This window comes from Loktanella fryxellensis, assembly GCF_900110065.1.
GTDB lineage: Bacteria > Pseudomonadota > Alphaproteobacteria > Rhodobacterales > Rhodobacteraceae > Loktanella > Loktanella fryxellensis.
The window spans coordinates 145445-166205 of sequence record NZ_FOCI01000004.1 but is presented as its reverse complement, the minus strand read 5'-3'; the positions used below and the strand labels follow the sequence as shown (position 1 = coordinate 166205).

The window sequence follows — 20761 nt, the reverse complement described above, 5'->3', positions numbered from 1 at the left end:
CCTGTGCTGGGACGATGTCGGCGAACTGATCCGTCCTGCCCCCGCACCGACCTGATGCGACAAGGTGTCGGAGGCAGTCGAAAGGCCGCGACGCGTATGGTGGGTGGCGACGCCGACGGGTCGGAGGATTTCAACGTCTGCCGTCACGGTGTGTTCATGGTCAGCCGTGCGGAAACAACCATTGCAACGCGGAAACCCTGCAAGTCCGGGCACGCGGCTGCATCTTGCCCGATGGACGACGGGCAAGATCCTGGCAGAGGTGCGCTGCCAGCCCGCGGGTTGCCGAATCCGCCTTGGGGCCGCCACGACGGACCGGTCGCATGGTCCGCAGTCAAGGCGTTCGCCGGGATGTTCTTTGACAATGCGGGTCTGTTGTGGGTCCAGAACACCGGCGGATCGTCAGCCTGTGCGGGCGTCATCGGCTGCAAACGGGCAGCGCAACGGCATGGGGGCGCAGTGGGGCGCATATTTTTGGTCCAAGCGCATGCGGCTGACCGATGGCGTCTGCGCCTGAACGATACGGCGGGTTCGTCCGGCTAGATATCGGGAACTCGCGGTAAGGACTCTTTCGCGGTCCTCTCGCCACCACTTCGGCGGCCGATCGCTCGGAGGAATCCTGACGTGACGGCGACTGTTCAAGCGCTGTTGTGGTCGCCTGATTGGCCCGCATGTCTGTCATGGGGTGGTGACCAGAATTGACAAACCCGACAATCAAGTTTGCTATGGACCTCCTGCAGCGGACCCACTGCTGGAAATTGCGCGACGCGTCTTTTCATTACTTCCGACCAAACGACCAAGGATACCGGACGATGACCCAGACCTTCGCACCGTTTTCCTTCGACACCCCAGGGTCCTTGCTTGTGGAATGGGGTGGCGCCGCGCGTTTGGGTGAATTGCTGCGGGACTGGTTTGCGCAGCGCAGCCTTCTGATCGTGACCGATCGATTCCTGCATGAGAACGGCCTGCTGGCCCCGGCCATGGCATCGCTAACGGCGGCGGGCTTTACCGTCACCGTCTTCGACGACGTGGTGGCCGACCCGCCGGAACATGTCGTCACCAGCTGCGTCGCGCGGGGGCAGGGCGCAGGGGCCGACATTGTGCTGGGGTTGGGTGGCGGGTCGTCGATGGACATCGCCAAGATCACGGCCCTGCTGCTCGGCTCCGATCAGCCCCTGTCCGAGATGTATGGCATCAACAAGGTCGCGGGAAACCGCGTGCCGCTGGTGCAGGTGCCGACGACCGCAGGGACGGGATCGGAAGTGACGAACATCACCATCCTGACCACCGGTGAGACCACCAAGTTGGGCATCGTGGCCCCGCAACTCTATGCGGACCGGGTGCTGCTGGATGCGGAACTGACGGTCGGCCTGCCCCGCGAACAGACGGCGGCCACCGGCATCGACGCGATGGTCCACGCGATCGAGGCCTACACCAGCCGTCACCGCAAGAACCCGTTGTCGGACGCCTTCGCCCGCGAGGCCCTGCGCCTGATGGCCCCCAACCTGCTGACGGCCTGCACCGACGGCTCTAACCGTGCGGCGCGCGAGGCGATGTTGCTGGGTTCCAACCTGGCGGGGCAGGCGTTTTCCAACAGCCCGGTCGCGGCAGTGCATGCGCTGGCCTATCCGCTGGGGGGGCACTACCACCTGCCGCACGGGCTGACCAACGCGCTGATGCTGCGCCCGGTGCTGCGGTTCAACATGACGGCGGCAGCACCGCTTTATGCGCAACTGGCCGATGTGGTGGCCCCCGGGCGCGGGGCAGACACGCAGGCCCGGTCCGCCGCCTTCGTGGCCGCGATGCAGGACCTGATGGAACGCTCCGGCGCGCCGCTGCGCCTGCGCGACGTCGATGTGCCGCGCGACGACCTGCCCATGCTGGCGCGCGACGCCATGCTGCAATCCCGGCTGCTCGTCAACAATCCCGTAGACGTGACACAGGCGGACGCCCTGCGTCTTTACGAAGAGGCGTATTGACGAACGCCACCATCGCCTGACGATTCCTGCACGGCAACGAGACCATTTCGCAACGCAGGCCCGGTGCCGGCAAGTCGGATCACACGACTCATGGGGCGATCGCAACCGAAGACGCAAAGGGCCGTCAAGGCGGTAACCATAGCTTACCGCCGAACGGTGACATGCGTCAGTCGCTGTAAACGTTGTCCAAAACACCCTGCCGCAATCAGCAATGTCGAACTAGCCACCCTGGGGTGGCTTTCGTGTTTCTGGGACCGCCCACTAACAGCAGCCCCGCCAAAGCCCTCACCAGTTCAATGGCAAGCACCCCGTTCATTGGGATCAGCCGGATCTCGGTCAGCAGGCTGCGAATGCTCGACGTGGCCTCAGCCTTCACGCTGTCGCTGTGCGGCGCCGCCGTCAAATTCGCCACCTGCGCCCGATACCGATCAGCGAGTCCGGGATGCGGCAGGACAGGGAATTGCTGCCGGGATGTCCCCCTATCGTGACTTGCGGTCGACCGACCCGGTCCGCTATCGCTCTGGCGGGGTGCGGACCCCAGTTGGGGCTGCGCAAACCAAACCAGATGCGACACCTGCGCGGGGTTTGCACGCAGCACCCTGTTCCGGCCCCGCACCGACAGCCCGGCAAAGGAGGCGCCGATGCCATTCTGGACGACCATCGGCCTGATCCTATTGCTCTCCACCCTCGGCCTGACCTACGAAATCGCGGCGGGGCGTGTGCTGGCACCCTATTTCGGCACGTCGCTGCTGACATGGACGGCGGTGATCGCGACCATCCTGACGGGGTTTTCACTGGGGAGTGCACTGGGCGGCTTCATTGCCGAGCGTCCGCGCCCCGCGGCTGCGGCCGCCGTCCGTCGCGCCCTGATCGCCACGGCCGTCCTGATGGCGCTGTCGCCGCAGGTCCTGGGCGTAATCTATGCCGTGGGACTGCGGGGGACGGGCGGCATGCTGCTGGCCGTCTTAGTCGCGTTCTTTCCGGCATCGGTGCTGGTCAGCCTGCCGTCGCCGTTCCTCGCCCGCATCGCGGTCGAGGCGCGACCGGGCCGCGAGGGGTCGTCGCTGGGGCTGGTGCTGTCGGCGGGATCGCTGGGCGCCATCGGCGGCGCGATCGTGGCGGGTTTCGTCGCCTTGCCGGTCTTCGGCGCCGTCGCGACATTTGCGGCCTGCGGGGCGGCGGCGCTGCTGTGTGTACCCTTCGTGCGGGGTGGGCCGGCTGGCCCCGGCGGGCCGCCTGCACCCGCAGGGGCGGCGGTGCCCGTCATCGTGGCGGGGCTGGTCGTCGCGGCCAGCCTGACCGGCGGCCCGATCTGCCGTTACGAATCCGGGATGTCCTGCATCGACGTCGTCCGGCAGGGCGGGGCGGTGAACCTTTACTCCGACCGGACCCAGCAGGCCGCCGAACGCACAGGCCAAGGCACAAGCGATGCGTCAGACCCGCTGATCCTGCCCTATACGCAGTGGATCTGGGCGCGAATGGAGCATGATCTGGGACCCGCGCCGAACGTGCTGTTCGTGGGCGGCGGCGGCTATACCCTGCCCACGCAACTGCTGGCAGCGCGGCCCATGGCCCGCGCCCTCGCGGTCGAGATCGACCCGCTGATCACGCAGGTGGTGCGCGCGCAGATGCCGTGGGCCTCTGCGATGATTGCGCGGACGGGCTACGACGCCGCGGCAGGGGGCACGGCGGGGGCGGCCCGCCTCGGCATCGTGCATGCCGATGGTCGCGTCTTTCTGAATGAAACGGATCAGCGGTTCGACGCGGCGGTGATGGACGCATTCTCCTCCGGGTCGGTCCCGGCGCATCTGGTGACGCAAGAGACCTATGCCCGCCTGCGGCAGATCGTCGACGGCCCCGTCTATGTGAACCTGATCGACAGGCCGGACGGGCCGCTGGTGCGCGGGATGCATGCGATCCTGCGCGGGATCTATCCGCATGTGGAGGTCGTGCAGGGGCCGCCCAGCAGCCGTGGCCGCGCCAATCTGCTGCTGGCCGCGTCCCCCGCGCCGCTGACCGCGCTGGCATCGCTGCCGGACGGATATGCGAGGGTCGCCGTGGGTGACGCCCGCCCCTTTACCGACGACCGGGGCTGGGTCGGCCACCGCTAGGCGGATGACGTCCGAACGCCGGGTCGCCCGTCAATCGGGTGCATCCAGCGACAGCCCGTCCGCCGTGCCACTCATCGCGGCGAAGCGGGCCTGACCCTGCCGGAAACCGATCACCGTCAGGCTGGCCGGGCCGACCGGCAGCAGGCGCGCAGGCGGCAGGCCCGGCCCCCCATCGATCAGCGCCCGGATGACGCCGCCATGGCAGACGAACAGGACCGTCCCGTGCCCCTGCATCGCGATGTCCGTGACGGCGGCGCAGACCCGCGTCCGGAAATCGGCCCAGACGTAGCCTCCCGGTGGGGCAAAGGTGCCCGCCCGCCAGTCCTGATAGGTGGCGGGGTCCAGTGCCGCGATCTCGGACCCGGTCCAGTCGCCCACGCCGATCTCGCGCAGGCGGGGGGCGGGGACCGCATACGCATGACCAAGGCGGTCGGCGGTCGCAAGCGCGCGCTGCAGGTCGGAGGTCCGCACGTGGTCGGGCACCATCCGCGCCACGAGCGGGGCGAGGGCATCGGTCTGCGCAAGGCCACGGTCGTGACCCTGCAGGCGTGGCGTCGCGTTCCACACGCTTTCGCCGTGCCGCACGAGGAGGAGTCGTCTCATGGCAGGCGCGCTCCGTTCGCATCGAACAGGGCTGCCGGTCGGTCCGGCAACTGGAACTGCAGATCAGTGGGCAGGGGCTGGGTGACCTCGGTCACGGCGGTCAGGCGCAACCCGTGGGCGATGCCCGTCACCAGCCGCCCAGCCATCGGCACGACCTCAATCAGGGTCGCGGCGACACTGCGGGGTCAGGACGCGTCGCTGATCCTCACACCCTCGCCCCGCACCATGGCGTGACCCGTGGACCCGCGCAGGGCCGCATCGGGCAGCACACCGAACCACCGGGATCAGGTTCGCGGGGGGCGTGCCGATGAACCGCGCGACGAAGGCCGATGCGGGATCCGACAGCAGCCGGTCCGGCGTGTCGAACTGCTCGATCCGGCCGCCGTTCATCACGGCCACATGGGTGGCCATCATCATCGCCTCGATCTGGTCGTGGGTCACATAGATCGCGGCAGCCCCCGTCGCGCGGTGGACGCGCAGCAGTTCGGTCCGCCTCTCGACCCGCAGGGTCGTGTCGAGGTTCGACAGCGGCTCGTTGAACAGCAGGACCCGCGGGCGCGGCGCGATCATGCGAGCGATGGCGACGCGCTGCTGCTGCCCGCCCGGAATCTCGCCCTGTCAGCGCGCGGACAGGGGCGCCACGCCCGGCATCGTCAGCGCCTTGGTGACGCGGGTGCGGCGGTCGTGCCGCAACAGGCCCGACACCCTCAGCGGCCGGTCGAGGTTGCCGGCGACCGTCATGTGCGGCCACAGGGCATCGGATTGAAAGACGAGGACCGCATTCCGCTGTCCCGGATCGACGAAGCGTCCGCCCGCCGCATCGGCCACCACCGTATCGCCGAAGCGGATGGCACCATGCGTCGGGTGATCCCGCCCCGCCAGCATCCGCAATGTGGTCGTCTTGCCGCAGCCGGATGGGTCCAGCAGCACCAGTAACGCGCCGTCGGGGACGGTCAGGCTGACATCCTGCACGGCGGCGGCCTGACCAAAGGTCTTGTCTAGGCGGTCGAGGCTGTCGAGGGTGATCTTGGGGTCCTCATGACGATTGCCAGGGCCGCTTGCGACCGCGTCAGAGCATGGCAAGACCGGCGGCGAGGGTGGAGATGGCCAGAATTACCAGCGTCACCGCATTGGCGAACTGGTGCAACCCGTCCGACGCATGGCGATAGGACAGCACCGACAGAAGCGGCGTGATGGGCGTATAGAGCAGCACGACGATCGCCAGATCGCTGACCACGTTGACGAAGCACTGCAGCAGGCTGGCGATCAGGCTGCGGCTGGCCAGCGGCAGGGTGCTCGCACCGATGCGGCGCAGAAATCCGGCACCGGTCATTCGCGCCGCCTCGTCGATGTCGCCGGGAATCTGGGCGACCGTGGGCCGCCCGGTCTGCAAGGCAAAGGCCAGCATCGCCACCGTCAATGCCAGCGCCAGCAGCGTCGTCGTGTCATAAAGGGCGGGCAGCGGTCCGATGGGCCACCATGGAATGCGATCTAGGCCGCACCGGATGCGATGCCGGGCAGCAGCATGGGCAGGAAACTTAGCTGGCTGACTGCGTCGCTGACGCTTGGCAGGCGGTGCCGCGTCAGGGTCACGGCGATCAGGATACCGATGACGTTCACGATCACGGCGACAACGGCCCCCAGCCCCGTGGTCAGCGTCAGGGCGCGCAGCAGTTGCGGATCGGTCAGCACCCCCGCCTGTCCTTGTGCAAATGCCGGGTCAGCAGCCCCGATCCAGTCGCGCAAGCGTCCAGTCCGCGAACAGGGCCGAGGCCATCGGCACGAGCCTGGCCGCGATCAGCAGCAGGATCGGCACGATCGTCGTCAGCACGCAGGTCCGCAGCGCCTCACCCGCGAGCGGCAGGCGCGCACCGCTGAAGGTAAAGCGGCAGGCGTGTCCGCCCTTGCCGCTCACGGTGCTAAAGCTGCCCCACCCCTCCAGCAGGCCGCCGCCGCCACCGACGCGGCCGTTGCGGGACACCGTCACCGAGGCAAGGGCGGCGTCGAAGTTGGGGATTCTGAACGGCAAGGTCGCGACGAACCCGATGAGCCCCCGGGACGGCACATCGGTCATGACCACCAGCCACGCCAGGAACCCGCCGATCAACACGCACCCCGCCGCGACCCCGATGCCGAGGATCATGGTGTTCGCCGCAGGCCGCCAGAACAGGTCCGGCGACAGCGGGCTGGCCAGCACGTAGCGCCACCCGCCGATGCTGTCCGGCGACTGGGTCTGCATCAGGATCTTCAGCAGCGGGGCTGCCACCAGCGCCAACAGCACCGCCAGCACGACAAGGTTGAGGCCGGTCCCGGCGGGCAGGCGGTTTTGGCGCAAGGAACGGCTGACTATGAGCGGCGGTCTTTCTGGTATGCGGAAGACAAAACACGGGCAGTCGGGATCATCCCGCCCGCCCGCCCACACGCGGCACTCGTGACGCGCGTTTACTGGATCGTCAGGATCAAGTCGGCGATCTCGGCGCGTAGGTCGGCGGTGGCCTGCGGGTCGATCTGCCAGCCGTTGAACGCGGCCAGCGGGATCGCGTCCGGGTGCGGGACGATGTCGGTCCGCGTCGCCCAGTCGCCGGCCACATAGAACGGCGCGAACCCGACGCCGCCCGTGTCGCTGTCGTCGCCCCACATGAAATCCATGGCCAGACGCGCCGCCGCCGGATTGCGGCCTGCCGGGTTCAGCGCCAGCAGCGCCCGAAACACGATGCCGTTCGCCGGTTCGACCGCGTTGGCGGGCTGCAGGGCCCAGCCTTCCTCCGCGTTGTCGCGGCGGTCGGAATGGGACGTGAACCCGATGGGGGCCGCATCCTGGCCGGTGGCGCCGATGGCGGCGTTCACGTCGTCGGTCGACACTGACAGTACGAAATAGTCGGCGAACAGGTCGACGATGAACTGGCGGCCCGCGTCGGCGATCCCGTCGTCCAGCACGATCGCGCGGCCGAAGGCGTTCTCATAGGCGGCGGCCATCTCGTCGCTGCGCAAGACGATCTCGGCCATCAGATCGAGGTAGTCACCGCGCTGCAGTGGATCGACCATGACGACGCGGCTCGTCCACTCCGGCTGCGTCAGATCCCACAGGTTCGACCCGGGGGCACCATCGGGGTGGCTTTCCTCTCTTTACATCAGCACCTTGGTGGACACGCGCTGTTGCAGCAGACGTGGCTGGGCGGTGTCGGGCAGGGCATCCGCCACGCGCGGCGGCACATAGGGGGCGATCAGGTCGGTCGCCGGCAGATCGGTCAGTACCACCGGCGCGTTGCACACGTAGATGACGTCGGCATTGCCGATCTGGGCGGCAGCTTCGTTCTGCAGGCGGGCGATCATCTCGGTCGAGGTCATGTCGAAGCCGATCATGTCGACGCCGGGATAGGCCGCCTCGAACGCCTCTTCGACCCGGCCGATCCGGCTGGTAAAGGCATGGACGGTCAAGCTGCCATCGGCCTGACTCAGCGGCAGCAGATCGGCGGCGGACAGGGTGTCGAGATCCTGCGCAATGGTGGTCGTGGCCATCGGCAGAGCGAGGGGCAGGGCGAGGCAGGCAGTAGGACGTGCCGCACCGGATGTCTCCTCGGGGTCAGGGGTGATACCGGCCCTGTCATGCTGTAATGCAACAATCTTGCGATATCCAAGACAGCTTGCAGCAACGATGTCGCGCCTGGCGGGTCTGCTCCGGCTCTTCGAAGCATCCGATCAGGGGTCCGAGCTGTTTCAGCCGCGCCAATGCGGCGTCATCACGCGTCGCCGCCAACGCCAGCACCAGCGCATTGCAAATCGCCATGGGCACGGTTAGGGTCTGAAACGTATCGCCCTGCTCGCGGCGCGGGGCCGCCAGCAATTGATCCGGGACGGGCGCCAGCGATGGCCCGCGGCTGCCTGACACCGCCAGCGTCGCGGCCCCCCGTTCCCGCGCCAGACCGACGATGCGAGCATTGTCGCGCGGCGGGCGGCGGAAGGCGAACAGAAGGACCGCATCCGCGGCGTCCAGCGTCAGAGCAGTTCCGCGAGATCGCGCGCGGCTCCGCGCAGCCGCACGGTCGCACGGTCCATGCGGCGCAGGCGCCGATCTATCAGGATCGCCAGCGCCTCGGCATTGCCGCGCGCGTCGATAAAGACGCGGGACCGGTTCAGCAGACGCGCCGCCGCTGCGATCCGGTCGTCGTCGACGACGTCCGAGAGCCGGGTCAGGGCCGCTACCTCGGCTGCGACAGGATGCGCCAGCACGCCCTGGCCCTGTGCCCCGCTCAGGGTCTGCGCCACCCGATGCGACGGCGACGCCGGGGTCGGGAACTCGGCCCGCAGGTGGTCGCGCAAAGCGGTATCGTTGGCGAACACCAGTTTGCGCACCAGACGCGATGTCGTGGCCTCGTGCGCGCCGATCCGGGCTGCGCATTCCGTCGACGTGCCCAGTGCGATGTCACGCGGGGCCTGCATCAGTGCCGACACCAACCGACTTTCGGTCGCCGTCAGCGCGACGGCAATCCTCTGCACGCGCGCGATCAAGGCGATGGGGTGGTCGGGCCTGTTCCGGGGGCGATGGGCGGTCGCGTCCGTGTGTGACTGATCGCACGTGTCCGCAAAAGGGGGGGCTGCGGTGGGATGGCGGCAGGGTATCGTTACGGTGCCTGACCGGCCATAACCGGACCAGCAGTCAGGCACCGTGTCGCCCGGTTCGGTTGCGCCCGGTCCGGGCGACGCGGTGGCTTTTGCCGGAACCCGACACCCATCACCCGACCGACCAAAGCGCGTATCCTCCGCGGCGTCTCACCGCGCAGGATCACAGGTGTCGTCAGCTTTCGATATTGCGCATCACCTGCGTATCCAGGTGCGCGACGAGGTCGGCGGGCAGGTCCAGCGCGTGGGACAGGCTGCGCAGAAAGGCCGTCTCGGTTGGGTGGTCCGGGTCGATGGCGACACGGGCGGCGAGATAGAGTTCCGCGGCCTGTTCCCGGTCCGCCGCCAGCGCCGCGATCTGGGTGGGCGACAGCGGTCGCTGGATCGCGTCGAAGATGAAGGCCTTGCCCTCGGCGTCCAGGGCGCCGCGGTCGGCGGCGTCGAAGATCAGCTTCTGTTCCTCTGCGTCTATGTGGCCGTCGGCGTTCGCCGCCGCGATCATCGATCCGATCAGGGCAAGCGCAAAAGGTTTGCCGTCGGCCCCGGTGACGGGTGCAAAACGCGACCCGTCCTGCGGCACGTCGGCCAACGTGGCCATGGGCGCCTGCGTCGCCTGCTGGCCGTCCTGCCAGTTCTGATAGGCCCGGTGGGCAAGGGCGCCGAGCACCGCAGCACCGCCGTGGCTGAGGACACCGCCACCGCCGAAGCCCTTCTTGCGCTTTTTCTTCTTGCCGCCCAGCACCATGCCCAGCAGGCCGCCCGCCGCCAGCCCGCCCATGGCCGCACCGGGTACGCCCAGTCCGCCGCCGCGTTGCGCCGAAGATCCGCCGCCGCCCATCGCGGACCGCAGGATGTCGCCGATGCTGTCGCCGCCCTGTCCCGCTAGGCCGCCCTGTGGCCGGGTCGGCAGACCGCCCCGCGCCCCAAGCCTGTCTCCGCCGAGGCTCGCGGTCGCATCGGGTCCGAGGAACTGTTCAAGCAGCTTCTGCACGTTCATGGGGCGTATCCTTTCGCTTTGCTCACAGATGTGGACCGGCGGCGCGCGTTGCAAGATGTGCATCCGTGATGGCGCGGCCCTTGCGGACGCGCTGCGCGCGCTCTAGCTCGCGTTTCATGACCGGTTCACGCCCCGCCATCATTGGCCCCATCCTGCTTCTGGACGACCTGCGCGACGGCTGCATGCATCTGGCCGCGCTGTTCGTCGCCGACAAACACGCCACACCGCCGCCGGTTATCGCGCTCGCGGGACCCGTCGCACCGACGCGCATCGCGACCTACGACGATGCCGCCGTCTGGCGGGTCCGCTTTGCCCTGCCTGCGGATCGCGCCTCGTCCTACAGCTGGAACGGGGAGACGTTTGCCGTGGCCAGCGACATGACGGGCGACCTGCGCGCTGCCTTCGTGTCATGCAACGGTGAAGAGGTCGGCGACCTTGACCGCGACGGGTCCGCGCGGAACCTGATGTGGGCGCGGATGCGCGACGATCACGGCAGCCAGCCGCTGTCGCTGCTGCTGCACGGCGGCGACCAGATCTATGCGGACGAGGTGACCAAGGGCCATACGCTGAGCGCGGGGTGGCCCAAGGACCTGCCGCGCGACTCGTCCGCCGACGCGCTGGCTGATCTGCGGCACCACCTGCGCCAGCGCCTGTTCGAGCGGTATGTCCAGATCTATGCCGCGCTACCCTTCGCCTGGCTGGCGGCCCGTGTGCCGTCGCTGATGCAGTGGGACGATCACGACATCTGCGACGGGTGGGGGTCGCTGCCTGCCGCCGTCACGGCCTCTTCCGTCGGGCAGACCCTGTTCGCGGCGGCACGCGAGGCGTTCCTGATCTTTCAGCACGCGGCGACCGACGGCGATCTGCCGGCACGCTTTGCCGATCCGGCGGGGCGCCATCTGGGCTGGTCGGTCGCGGCGGGCGGGTTGCGCATCCTGGCGCCCGACCTGCGGTCCGAACGCACGCGCCACGCGATCATGGGCACCGGCGGCTGGGCCATGATGGACGCGGCGGGGCAGCAGGACGCCGCAGGGCATACGCTGCTGATGTCGAGCGTGCCACTGCTGGGGCCGCGTTTGTCGCTGCTTGAACTGGCGATGCGTGTCGTGCCGCGCATGCAGAAGTACGAGGACGACCTGCGCGACCAGTGGCAAAGCCGCGCCCACCGGGACGAATGGTGCCGGATGCTGCGTCTGGTGCGCGACATGGCGCGCCGCGACGGTCATGACCTGACCGCCCTGTCGGGCGAGATCCACCTGGCGACGCGGGCGGTCATGGATCTGGGCGGCGGCCTGCACCTGAACCAGTTGGTGGCGTCGGGCATCGCGCATCGTGCGCCGCCGGCGGCTTGGGCGCGGTTCCTCGGTGCGTTGGCGACCTTGGGGGATGCGCCTTTGCCAGATCATCCGATCCGCATCGCCCCGCTGCCGGGGCATCGCACCCGCTATCAGGCGCAGCGGAACTACCTGCTGCTGACGCGGGCAGGCGGGGCCTGGTCGGCGCAGTGGAATCTGGAAGAGAGCGGGCTGACGCCGCCGCTGCCGCTTTGACGAACGGCGCTGTCCGATCCGTTCTTTCGCGTGTCGGGTGAAACTATCTTGCACGTCTGCTCGTCTCTACAGCATATCGCGCCATTGATGGCGTCAACGGGAGTTCTGCACATGACACGTTCGCTACGCGCCATCCTGATTGGTGCCACCATTCTGGCCGCCGCCCCGGCCTTTGCCCAGACGACCGACAACCCGATGGTCGGCGGGGCTGCCATGCTGGCCGACCGCAACATCGTCGAGAACGCCAGCAATTCGGCAGACCACACGACGCTGGTCGCCGCCGTGCAGGCCGCCGGTCTGGTCGAGACGCTGCAGGGCGAAGGCCCGTTCACGGTCTTCGCGCCCGTGAACGCGGCCTTCGACGCCCTGCCGGAAGGCACCGTCGAGACGCTGCTGAGGCCTGAAAACATCGACGCCCTGACCGAAGTGCTGACCTGCCATGTCGTCGGTGCCAACGCGATGTCCGATGCCATCGCCGGCATGATTGCCGACGACGACGGCGTCCACATGGTCGAGACGCTGGGCGGCTGCATGCTGGAGGCGCGGGTGGACGGTGGCGTCATCACGCTGACCGACGAGACGGGCGGCACCGCCACCGTGACCATCGCCGACGTGGTGCAGTCCAACGGCGTGATCCACGTGATCGACGCGGTCCTGCTGCCCGCCGCCGACGATGCCGCGACCGACGCGATGCCGGCAGAGGATGCCGCCGCCGCGACGGACACGATGCCGGCCGACGACATGGCCGCGACAGCCGCCGATGCGAACAATAATCCGATGGTCGGCGGTGCCGCGATGTTCGCGGACAGGAACATCGTCGAGAATGCCGTGAACTCTGCCGATCACACGACGCTTGTCGCCGCCGTGCAGGCCGCCGGTCTGGTCGAGACGCTGTCGGGCCCCGGCCCGTTCACCGTCTTCGCCCCCACGAACGCCGCCTTCGACGCGCTGCCTGCCGGTACGGTCGACACGCTGCTGCTGGAGGAAAACCGCGACGCGCTGACCAATGTGCTGACCAGCCATCTCGTCGCAGGCAAGGTGACGGCGGCCGATCTGGTGTCCATGGCGAACGCGTCCTCCGACGGGTTCCACCACTTTGCCACGGTGTCCGGCGCGGCCCTGTCCGCGCAGGTCAGCCCGTCGGGCAACGTCTATATCTATGACGAAAGCGGCAACGCCTACATGGTCAGCATCGCAGATGTGAACCAGTCGAACGGCGTCATCCACGTCGTCGACGGCGTGCTGCTGCCGCGCTGAGGCGCTAGAAGGCGAGGAGCGGGCCGAGTTGGCCCAGACGTCGCTTTTGCCCATACGATGATCCATGGCGTCTGATCGACGCCGCAAGCGCGGCACGGGACCCCGGTCACGTCCCGCGCTTTGCATTTGGTGCGCAGGCCAAGAGCGCGGCGAGCGCCGGCGTCCATTTAGGCCGTGTGTTGCGGTGGATTGGCGCATGCAATCCGTGCAAGGTCCCGCCAGATCGCTGGAGACCCAAAGTGCCATAGGCGCGCTGCACACAACTGGGCTCGTGATAGTAGCTGTTGTGGGAGTCGTCGGCGAGGCAACCGGGACCCTCTGCGGGACTGTTCGGCGTGTGACGACCGCATAGACGCTCGCTTGGACGTTCATCAAAGCACATGATAGCCACGATGTCCGAGATGGCGACTGAACCTGCGGCGACGTGGCCTATGATGGCAGCAAAAGCATGGCTTCCTGCACCTCACGCCGCGGCTAGCTCTTCCTGAACTGCGACCATCAGAGCCGCCGTGGCGGTCGGGCCAGCAGTAGGGCGGTCGTTCATGCTACTCTTCTAATGTCGAATGGAACTGGAGAGTAGGACGTGCGGTTGCCCGCACACTCCTTGAGCTGGTTGAATTCGGCCCGCACAACACGGCCTTTCTCGCATGACAGTCGCGCAATGCCCGTCACGACCCCATCGAATCAGCGCATGGTATCGGCATTCATTTGCGGGGGTGGTTGCGTCAACAACCACCCCCACCCGTGACGTCCGCAGTGTGATCAGCCCTTGGTCAGTCGCAGGATTTCGGATGTTCCCGCATCGCGATCCTCGGTCACGACATAGACCGCGCCATCGGGTCCGACCTTCACGTCGCGGGCGCGGGCGTCGAGGGGGACACGCTGTTCGGTCGTGACCTGATCGCCGTCCAACTCAAGCACGACCAGCCCCTCGGTGACCAGTCCGCCGACCAGCGCGGCGCCGTCCCATTCCGGGAATTCGTCGCCCGCGTAGAAGGCCATGCCGGATGGGGCGATGACCGGGTCCCAGTAGTAGGCGGGCTGCAATGTGGGTTCCTGCTGCGTGATACCATCGCCGACGGCATCGCCGCTGTATTCAAGGCCGTATGTGACCTCGGGCCAACCATAGTTCTCACCCGGCTCGGGGCGGTTCAGCTCGTCGCCACCCAGCGGACCATGCTCCACGATCCACAGTTGGCCCTCGGCATCGAGCGCTGCGGATTGCGTGTTGCGGTGGCCATAGCTCCAGATTTCCGGCAGCGCCCCTTCGGTGCCGATGAAGGGATTACCCTCGAACGGCTCGCCTTCGGTGGTGATGCGGAACACCTTGCCCAGCCCGCTGCCCAGATCCTGCGACTGGACGCGGGGTTCCTCGTCAGACCGCTCGCCGACCGTGACGTACAGCTCGTTCTCGGGGCCGAACACCAGCCGCGACCCGAAGTGCTTGTCACCGTCGTAGGTGGGTGTCTGCTGAAAGATCACAGCGACATCCTCCAGCGTGCCGCCACCAGCCTCATCGAGGACGAGGCGCGCCGAGGCGACCGAGGTGCCGTTGCCGCCATCCCGCGGTTCCGCGAAGGAGAAGAAGATGAGACCGGATTCCGCGTGGTCCGGGGCCAATGCCACGTCCAGAAGACCGCCTTGCCCTGCTGTGTCGACCTCCGGCACGCCCGTCACTTCGGTCGCGGTGCCTTCCGCATCGATCACGTGCATCTGGCCGGCCTTGGCCGTCACGAGCATCTGTCCGTCCGGCAGGAACTCCAGCGCCCAGAGTTGCGGCAGATCAGTCGCCACCGTCGCGGTCGCGACCTCCGGCATGTTGGCAGGCTGCGGCGCGCGCGTCTGCCCCTCGAACGCCGGTTGCTGATCCGCGGCGTTGGGTGGCGACGTCTCGACCGAGACTTGCGCCTCGGGAGTCGCTTCACCGGTCGCAGAAGGCTCGGCCTCGGCTTGTGCCAGTGCCGCCACGGGCAATGCGGTCATCAGCGCGGTCGCAATGGCAAGTCGTGAAATGGGACGGTTTTTCATCGTGTTCTCCATCATGGTCAGGTCGCGTTCCACCGGGTCAATGCGAACGTGACGGATGCGTTACCGCCGACCCCGGTCAAGAAGGCGTGATCTGGCGGCAAGGTAAAAAAGGCGGACAGATCAGTGTCCGCCCCGTTCCGGATCGCTGCGGGGTCAGTCGGCCAGCGCCGCGTCGTAGCGGTCGGACACTTCAGGCCAGTCCACGACGCCCCACCATTCGCCGAGGTAATCCGCGCGGCGGTTGTTGTAGCTCAGGTAGTAGGCATGTTCCCACACGTCGTTGCCCAGCAGGGGTGTGCCCTGCACGTCGGCCACGTCCATCAGGGGATTGTCCTGATTGGGCGTCGTGGTGATCTGCAGCTGGTCCTGATCGTCGACGATCAGCCACACCCAGCCGGACCCGAACCGGGCTGCTCCAGCCTCTTGGAAGGCCGTTTCGAATTCTTCCTGCGACCCGAAGACGCCCGTGATCGCCTCGCTCAGGGCGTCAGACATCTCACCCGTCGCATCTGCCGGTGCCATGGTGTTCCAGAAAAAGTCGTGGTTCCAGTGACCACCCGCATTGTTGCGGACAGCATCCGGATAGGTCCCGGCGGCGGCGACAAGCTCTTGCAGCGTCAGGTCCGCTGGAGCGTCGCCAGCGGTGATCGCGGCGTTGAGGTTGTCGACGTAACTTTGATGATGTTTGCCGTGGTGCAGTTCCATCGTTTCCTGCAAAATGACGGGTGCCAATGCGTCCGTGGCATAGGGCAGATCCGTCAGCGTGAACGTGCCATCGGTTTGCGCCACGGCGGCAAAGGGGGTCGCCGACAGGGCGACGACAGACAAGAAATGTTTCATGGGTTCCTCCGAATTGCTTGATTGTAAAACACTTTCACGTCCGCATGGTTCCGGGTGAAATTTCATCCGTGCGGCGTTGTGGGTTTCGGTCGCGGACCGAACGCCCATTGTCTGGCTGTCGGCACGAGGCTCGATCGCCCCGATGTGCGGCAATCCCGGCGGCTGGATGATCCTGCCCTGCCGGGCACTTTGGTCCGACAGCGAGGCCGACGTCCGGCAGTTTCGCAGAGCCCGCAGACTGAGCCGTGATCTGCGACATCCGGGCGATCGCTGGAGGGGGAGACGATAGCCCGATGGCGCGATGCCGCACGATCCTGCGCCGCCGGTCGGTGCCAGCCGCACCGCCTCGCGCCGAAACTCCCGCGTCTGCCCGTCTCCGTTTCCGATGGACGACCTTCCAGTCCCCGGCTGGTGCTATGCATGTGTTCCGGGCCTGTCCGGTCGCCCCGGGGCGATGCGCGTGGATCGCGGCAGCGGGTTCGCGTTCGGCGACAGGGACTGCGATGGCATCCCTCACCCGCAGGGCGACGAGTTCACAGCCGCGCCGCGTGCTGCCGATGGCGAGGCTGAGCGATCACGGGCGTCACCGCTACATCTTGCGAGCGCAGCAGCCACAGATATTGGAGCAGCGTCGATCCAATGCTCTCCAGAGACCAACTTCACGTGGCTTCGCCATCAGCGACACCGTCGTTTGTGAAATCTTAAGTGCATCGCCCCACACCGGTATCGGTCGTGCAGGAGCGGTTTTGATCGCGGCATCATTCATGAATGATCCGAGAATTTTAGTCACATGACCGGGCAGATTTCATCGCTTGCACACCTCGTTGCCCGAAAAGGGACGAGGTTCAGACCCGGTGAAGGTTGAAGCGCGTGAGTGTCGTGTCGTCAGTCTCGAATATCTACGTCTACAACGGCGCCCTTGCGACGCTGTTTTCGGGATCGCCGCTCAACGTCAGTCTTCTCAACGGGACATCCGGACCTTCGCCGGGACAATTTGTCGATAACAACGGACAGCTCAGCCCGTCCGATACGGGACAGACGACGTTTTTGTGGAACGGCGGGGCTGCGCAGACCATCGACTATCTCGGATCAGGCACCATCGCCGGAATCGGACTCTTTGGTATTCAGATCGGCTCAAGACCCGTGGCTGTCTTCTCGTCCGGCGGCCAGACCTATTTGTATGCGCCGCAAGGGCTGCCGCTGCTGTCGGCTCTGACGATGAGCTTCAGTATCGATCCGAATGGCACGTTCAACCTGCCCTCCTCAGGAGCGGACGGGCACGTGGACGGCCTCGATACCGGGCAGAGCATGGCAGTCGGTTATGCCGACCTTCAGGGCGACACGATCACCAACACCGGATCGACCGTCTACGGCAACGGCGGCAATGACACGATCTCGGCTGGAACGGCTAACGACCAGATCTTCGGCGGATCTGGAAATGACAGAGCCTTCGGGGGTGGCGGGTCGGATACGCTCTATGGCGGGACCGGTGACGACTCTCTCTACGGCGGCGCTGGCAATGACACGTTGTTCGGGGATACAGGTAGCAACACGCTGTGGGGCGATGCGGGCGATGACCGCATCAGCGGAGGCATCGGTGCCGACACGTTGTACGGCGGCGATGGACAGGACACGTTGCAGGGCGGCGATGGCGCTGACGTGCTGGACGGCGGCATCGGTGACGACAGGCTGGCCGGCGATACCGGCAACGACGTCTTGTCGGGTGAAATCGGAAACGACTTCCTCCTCGGCGGTACCGGCAGCGACGCGCTCTTCGGTGGCGACGGCAACGACACACTGACGGGTGGGGCGGGTGACGATACCCTGACCGGCGGTGCCGGGCGCGACATCTTCCAACTGGACGCTGCCGGTGGCTAGGATCAGGTAACCGACTTCGACATGACCGATGTGGGCGGCGGATTCACGACCGATCAGCTGGATACCAGCGACCTGCGGACACCTGACGGCAGTTCCGTCACGGCGTTCGACGTGACCGTGGTCAACGACAACGGCTCTGCCAAGCTGATCTTTCCAAGCGGCGAGGCGATCATCCTCAAGAATGTCGCGCCCGGCGACATGGCAACGGCAGGTCAGCGATACCGTGCCGGCATACCCTGCTTTACACCCGGCACCGAGATCCTGACGCCGTCGGGACCGCGTTCGATCGATACACTCTGCCCCGGCGATGTCGTGGTCACCCGCGACAACGGTCCGCAGCCCATCGTCTGGATCGGGCGCCGCACCCTCACAGGGCACGATCTGGTGGCACGTCCCCAATTGCGCCCGATCAAGATCGAGGCGGGTGCAATCGGAAACTCAAGGCCACTGCTCGTGTCGCCGCAGCATGGGGTTCTGATCTGTCAAGGTAATCGGGATGAAGAGACGCTGATCCGTGCGACGCAACTGGAGCGGATGAAGGGTGGTCGGGTGCGGACAGCCCGTGGCATACGGCATGTGGCGTATATCCACCTCATGTTCGATCGTCACCAGATCATCAGATCCAATGACATCTGGACCGAAAGTTTCTATCCCGGCCTGCATGCTCTGGCCATACTCCAAGGTGCCGAATTGTCGGAATTGATGACCTTGTTTCCAGCCCTGAAGGACAGCGTTCTCGCGGCGATAGGTCCGCAAACCCGTTTGTTTGCGAAAGCGAAGGAAATTTTCGGCCCTGCAATGGCGGCGTGACCATCGGGCCAATTGATTGCAATAGGTCAACGGCTGTTGTGTGACGAACTGCATAATCTGATTGCCCCTGCTTTGCAATTTTACGCCCATTCTGAAAATCAGGTGCCGATGAGGGAACGGCGCGGCAGATCTTTGGCTGATACTGCGGGGGTACGCGACAGGTCGCGATCAGTCCCCCGGTCATCGGGATTTCTGGCAGTCCAAGACCTTCAAGGCGCCGAAAGACTGGCTACGGAGTTCAATCCACACAGCTGTTCGATGCGCGCCATTGCCGATCTGAGGTGCACACCGTGTGGCGATCCAGCATGCGCGAGGCCACTGAAAGCCCGTGACGTGAACCCGCGCAGGTCTGCGGGATGGTCGCGCCCTTGGCGGCGGCGGTTGCCAAGCGGCGATAAACTGACGCGGCGGCGGGGCAGGTAATTGCCGGGACACCGGCGTGCCGTGAAACGGTGTGGCGCACTCTTATGGACCAAAGGTGACGCGTCCATCTGCCAAGCGGACGTTCCGGGAAAGACGGTCGGGAGACATCCGGACGCCGTGACGTCTCCAGAGGCTTGTTCAAGGCAAAGTGCCGCCCAGATGCCATCGATCCCCACGCGGTCGGTCGGCTCTTCCAGCGGGTCGGCCGCAGCCGCGACGTGGGCGGCTTTGCACCCGGCATGCGCCACAGTGCAAAGTGCATGGATCGCACCACATGAAGAACGTAAAGTCTTCGTCAGGCCACCACCTTGTGCAGGCTGGGCCAATCGGCCACGTGAGCCTGCCATCGGAAAGGAGAGGGCTGACGCGCGACAGCAACGCACGACGCCATATTGTCCTCGGGGTCTAGGAGGTGGCGTGGCTGCACGCTACAGTGGACCACCGAAGCTGAGGATCGTTTCCGTCCATGACCGAAGGCACCATCGCCGCACCTGCGTCCGTCGGGCTTTATCCCGTCCAAGGTGACCTTGCCCGGGACACCGAAGCCCATCTGTTGCGCGTTCAGGAGAGTGAGAGACTTTTCCGCGCCTCGATGGAGCATTCGCCGATCGGAATGGCGTTGACGGCGATGGACGGCGGCTGGATCGACGTCAACACGGCGCTGTGCGACTTTCTGGGGTATTCGAAGCTGGAACTGATGCGGGTGGGGTTCAGGAACGTGACCCATCCGGACGACCGCGACGCGACGGTCAAGGTCGCAAGGCAGATGGTCGCCACCCATCAGAAAAGCGTCGCCCTCGAAAAGCGCTATATCCATGCGGACGGGCGGATCCTGACGGGTATCCTGAACCTGACCGTGGCACGGGATGCATCCGATGTGCCCATCATGTACATCTCTCAGATCCAGGACATCACGCTCGCCCGGCGGTTGGATTTCCTGAAGAACGAATTCATTGCAACCGTGAATCACGAACTGCGGACACCGCTGACGGGGATCATCGGCGCGCTGACGTTCCTGCAGACGTCCGGGCCGGATGTCAGGCCGGTCAACGATCTCAAACTGATCTCGATGGCCCACCGCAATGCGCTGCGGCTGAAAGCGCTTCTGGACGATGTCCTCGAGATGGAGAACCTGCGGGCAGACATCCTCGACCCGATATTGGAACCGGTGGATCTGACCGCCCTCGTCCGACAGGTCGTGGTGGCGAGCGAGGATGGTGCGGTGTCTGCGTCACTTGCCTTGAGGTATGCCGCTGCGGATGCGCCGCTGATCTGTGCGCTGGACCCCGAAAAGGCGGCTCGGGTCGTGCACATCATCATATCGAACGCCATCAAGTTCGCGGACAGGGACAGCGACGTGCTGATTGCCCTGGACGACAACGATGGTGTCGTCAGGTTCTCTGTGTCGAACAGGGGCAAGCCCATTCCAGCGGCCCTGCGCCATTCCATATTCCAGCCTTTCGTGCAGGCGGACGACACCATGACGCGGGGTCGCGAGGGGGCGGGCCTTGGTCTGGCGATCGCCAAATATCTCGTCGATCACCTCGACGGGACGCTCGATTATTTCAGCACGGCCGACGAAACGCGGTTCTGGGTCGATTTCCGGAAAGGGTAGGGCAACGGCATCGATGAACCCACCGCAGGGTCGCCCGCCCCGCGTGCCCATCC

General features: G+C 66.3%; 20 protein-coding genes and 1 pseudogene. 8 read left to right on the top strand and 13 right to left on the bottom strand.

All coding sequences use genetic code 11. The annotated features are described in order from the left end of the window. Positions 1–809 precede the first annotated feature (809 nt). Both BMX16_RS05050 and BMX16_RS05040 read left to right on the top strand, forming a co-directional pair. Positions 810–1976 carry an iron-containing alcohol dehydrogenase gene (locus tag BMX16_RS05050; protein WP_089899615.1) on the top strand — a complete coding sequence of 389 codons (1167 nt, stop codon included), beginning with the start codon at positions 810–812 and terminating at the stop codon, positions 1974–1976. Between the two features lie 641 nt (positions 1977–2617). Continuing rightward, positions 2618–4087, top strand: coding sequence for a fused MFS/spermidine synthase (locus BMX16_RS05040; RefSeq protein WP_089899610.1), 1470 nt, complete (start codon positions 2618–2620; stop codon positions 4085–4087). Positions 4088–4117: 30 nt separating this feature from the next. Here the strand turns inward: BMX16_RS05040 and BMX16_RS05035 are convergent, their stop codons facing one another. The 11 genes from BMX16_RS05035 to BMX16_RS05005 all read right to left on the bottom strand — a co-directional run bounded on the left by BMX16_RS05035 (position 4118) and on the right by BMX16_RS05005 (position 10307). Next, on the bottom strand, positions 4118–4690 hold the full coding sequence (locus tag BMX16_RS05035; protein WP_089899607.1) for a histidine phosphatase family protein: 573 nt from the start codon (positions 4688–4690) through the stop codon (positions 4118–4120). After that, a complete protein-coding gene (locus BMX16_RS17760; RefSeq protein ID WP_218139826.1) occupies positions 4687–4836 on the bottom strand; it encodes a hypothetical protein in 150 nt (49 codons plus the stop codon). The genes BMX16_RS05035 and BMX16_RS17760 overlap by 4 nt, the downstream gene beginning before the upstream one ends. A gap of 10 nt (positions 4837–4846) precedes the next feature. Next, positions 4847–5260, bottom strand: a complete 414-nt coding sequence (locus BMX16_RS17755; protein WP_218139825.1) for an ATP-binding cassette domain-containing protein — start codon at positions 5258–5260, stop codon at positions 4847–4849. A gap of 48 nt (positions 5261–5308) precedes the next feature. Next, the gene (locus tag BMX16_RS17750; protein WP_218139824.1) at positions 5309–5662 is read right to left on the bottom strand and encodes an ATP-binding cassette domain-containing protein; all 354 of its coding nucleotides are present in this window, start codon (positions 5660–5662) and stop codon (positions 5309–5311) included. A 97-nt stretch (positions 5663–5759) separates the two neighbouring features. Next, positions 5760–6098, bottom strand: coding sequence for an ABC transporter permease family protein (locus BMX16_RS17555; RefSeq protein ID WP_245731338.1), 339 nt, complete (start codon positions 6096–6098; stop codon positions 5760–5762). 83 nt (positions 6099–6181) lie between these two features. Further along, positions 6182–6382, bottom strand: a complete 201-nt coding sequence (locus tag BMX16_RS17550) for a hypothetical protein (RefSeq protein WP_177174569.1) — start codon at positions 6380–6382, stop codon at positions 6182–6184. 28 nt (positions 6383–6410) lie between these two features. Then, positions 6411–7025, bottom strand: a complete 615-nt coding sequence (locus tag BMX16_RS05020) for a hypothetical protein (protein ID WP_089899601.1) — start codon at positions 7023–7025, stop codon at positions 6411–6413. A 107-nt stretch (positions 7026–7132) separates the two neighbouring features. Next, positions 7133–7735, bottom strand: coding sequence for a hypothetical protein (locus tag BMX16_RS17745; protein WP_218139823.1), 603 nt, complete (start codon positions 7733–7735; stop codon positions 7133–7135). Positions 7736–7816: 81 nt separating this feature from the next. Continuing rightward, the gene (locus BMX16_RS17740) at positions 7817–8209 is read right to left on the bottom strand and encodes a type 2 periplasmic-binding domain-containing protein (RefSeq protein ID WP_218139822.1); all 393 of its coding nucleotides are present in this window, start codon (positions 8207–8209) and stop codon (positions 7817–7819) included. A 477-nt stretch (positions 8210–8686) separates the two neighbouring features. Then, entirely contained in the window at positions 8687–9187 is a 501-nt protein-coding gene (locus BMX16_RS17735; RefSeq protein ID WP_218139821.1) for a MurR/RpiR family transcriptional regulator, read from the bottom strand. Between the two features lie 298 nt (positions 9188–9485). Further along, a complete protein-coding gene (locus tag BMX16_RS05005; protein ID WP_089899598.1) occupies positions 9486–10307 on the bottom strand; it encodes a tellurite resistance TerB family protein in 822 nt (273 codons plus the stop codon). 116 nt (positions 10308–10423) lie between these two features. Here BMX16_RS05005 and BMX16_RS05000 point away from each other — a divergent pair, with 116 nt between their 5' ends. The 3 genes and pseudogenes from BMX16_RS05000 to BMX16_RS17910 all read left to right on the top strand — a co-directional run bounded on the left by BMX16_RS05000 (position 10424) and on the right by BMX16_RS17910 (position 13114). Next, positions 10424–11857: an alkaline phosphatase D family protein gene (locus tag BMX16_RS05000; protein WP_089899595.1), complete on the top strand. Its 1434-nt coding sequence runs from the start codon at positions 10424–10426 to the stop codon at positions 11855–11857. Between the two features lie 111 nt (positions 11858–11968). Next, positions 11969–12523, top strand: a pseudogene (locus tag BMX16_RS17915) (fasciclin domain-containing protein); the annotation flags it as partial. A 60-nt stretch (positions 12524–12583) separates the two neighbouring features. After that, positions 12584–13114 (top strand): fasciclin domain-containing protein, encoded by a 531-nt coding sequence (locus BMX16_RS17910; RefSeq protein ID WP_245731350.1) that lies wholly within the window; start codon positions 12584–12586, stop codon positions 13112–13114. Positions 13115–13876: 762 nt separating this feature from the next. On the opposite strand, the gene BMX16_RS04990 is transcribed toward BMX16_RS17910, so the two are convergent. Both BMX16_RS04990 and BMX16_RS04985 read right to left on the bottom strand, forming a co-directional pair. Continuing rightward, positions 13877–15142 (bottom strand): PQQ-dependent sugar dehydrogenase, encoded by a 1266-nt coding sequence (locus tag BMX16_RS04990; protein WP_218139820.1) that lies wholly within the window; start codon positions 15140–15142, stop codon positions 13877–13879. Between the two features lie 153 nt (positions 15143–15295). Beyond that, positions 15296–15982 (bottom strand): superoxide dismutase, encoded by a 687-nt coding sequence (locus tag BMX16_RS04985; RefSeq protein WP_089899588.1) that lies wholly within the window; start codon positions 15980–15982, stop codon positions 15296–15298. An 870-nt stretch (positions 15983–16852) separates the two neighbouring features. Between BMX16_RS04985 and BMX16_RS17730 the strand changes: the two genes are divergently transcribed. The 3 genes from BMX16_RS17730 (at position 16853) to BMX16_RS04970 (ending at position 20708) form a co-directional block, all read left to right on the top strand. Continuing rightward, positions 16853–17860: a calcium-binding protein gene (locus BMX16_RS17730; RefSeq protein ID WP_218139819.1), complete on the top strand. Its 1008-nt coding sequence runs from the start codon at positions 16853–16855 to the stop codon at positions 17858–17860. A 21-nt stretch (positions 17861–17881) separates the two neighbouring features. Next, positions 17882–18670, top strand: a complete 789-nt coding sequence (locus BMX16_RS04975; protein WP_089899585.1) for a Hint domain-containing protein — start codon at positions 17882–17884, stop codon at positions 18668–18670. Between the two features lie 889 nt (positions 18671–19559). Then, entirely contained in the window at positions 19560–20708 is a 1149-nt protein-coding gene (locus BMX16_RS04970; RefSeq protein WP_089899581.1) for a sensor histidine kinase, read from the top strand. Positions 20709–20761: the final 53 nt, after the last annotated feature.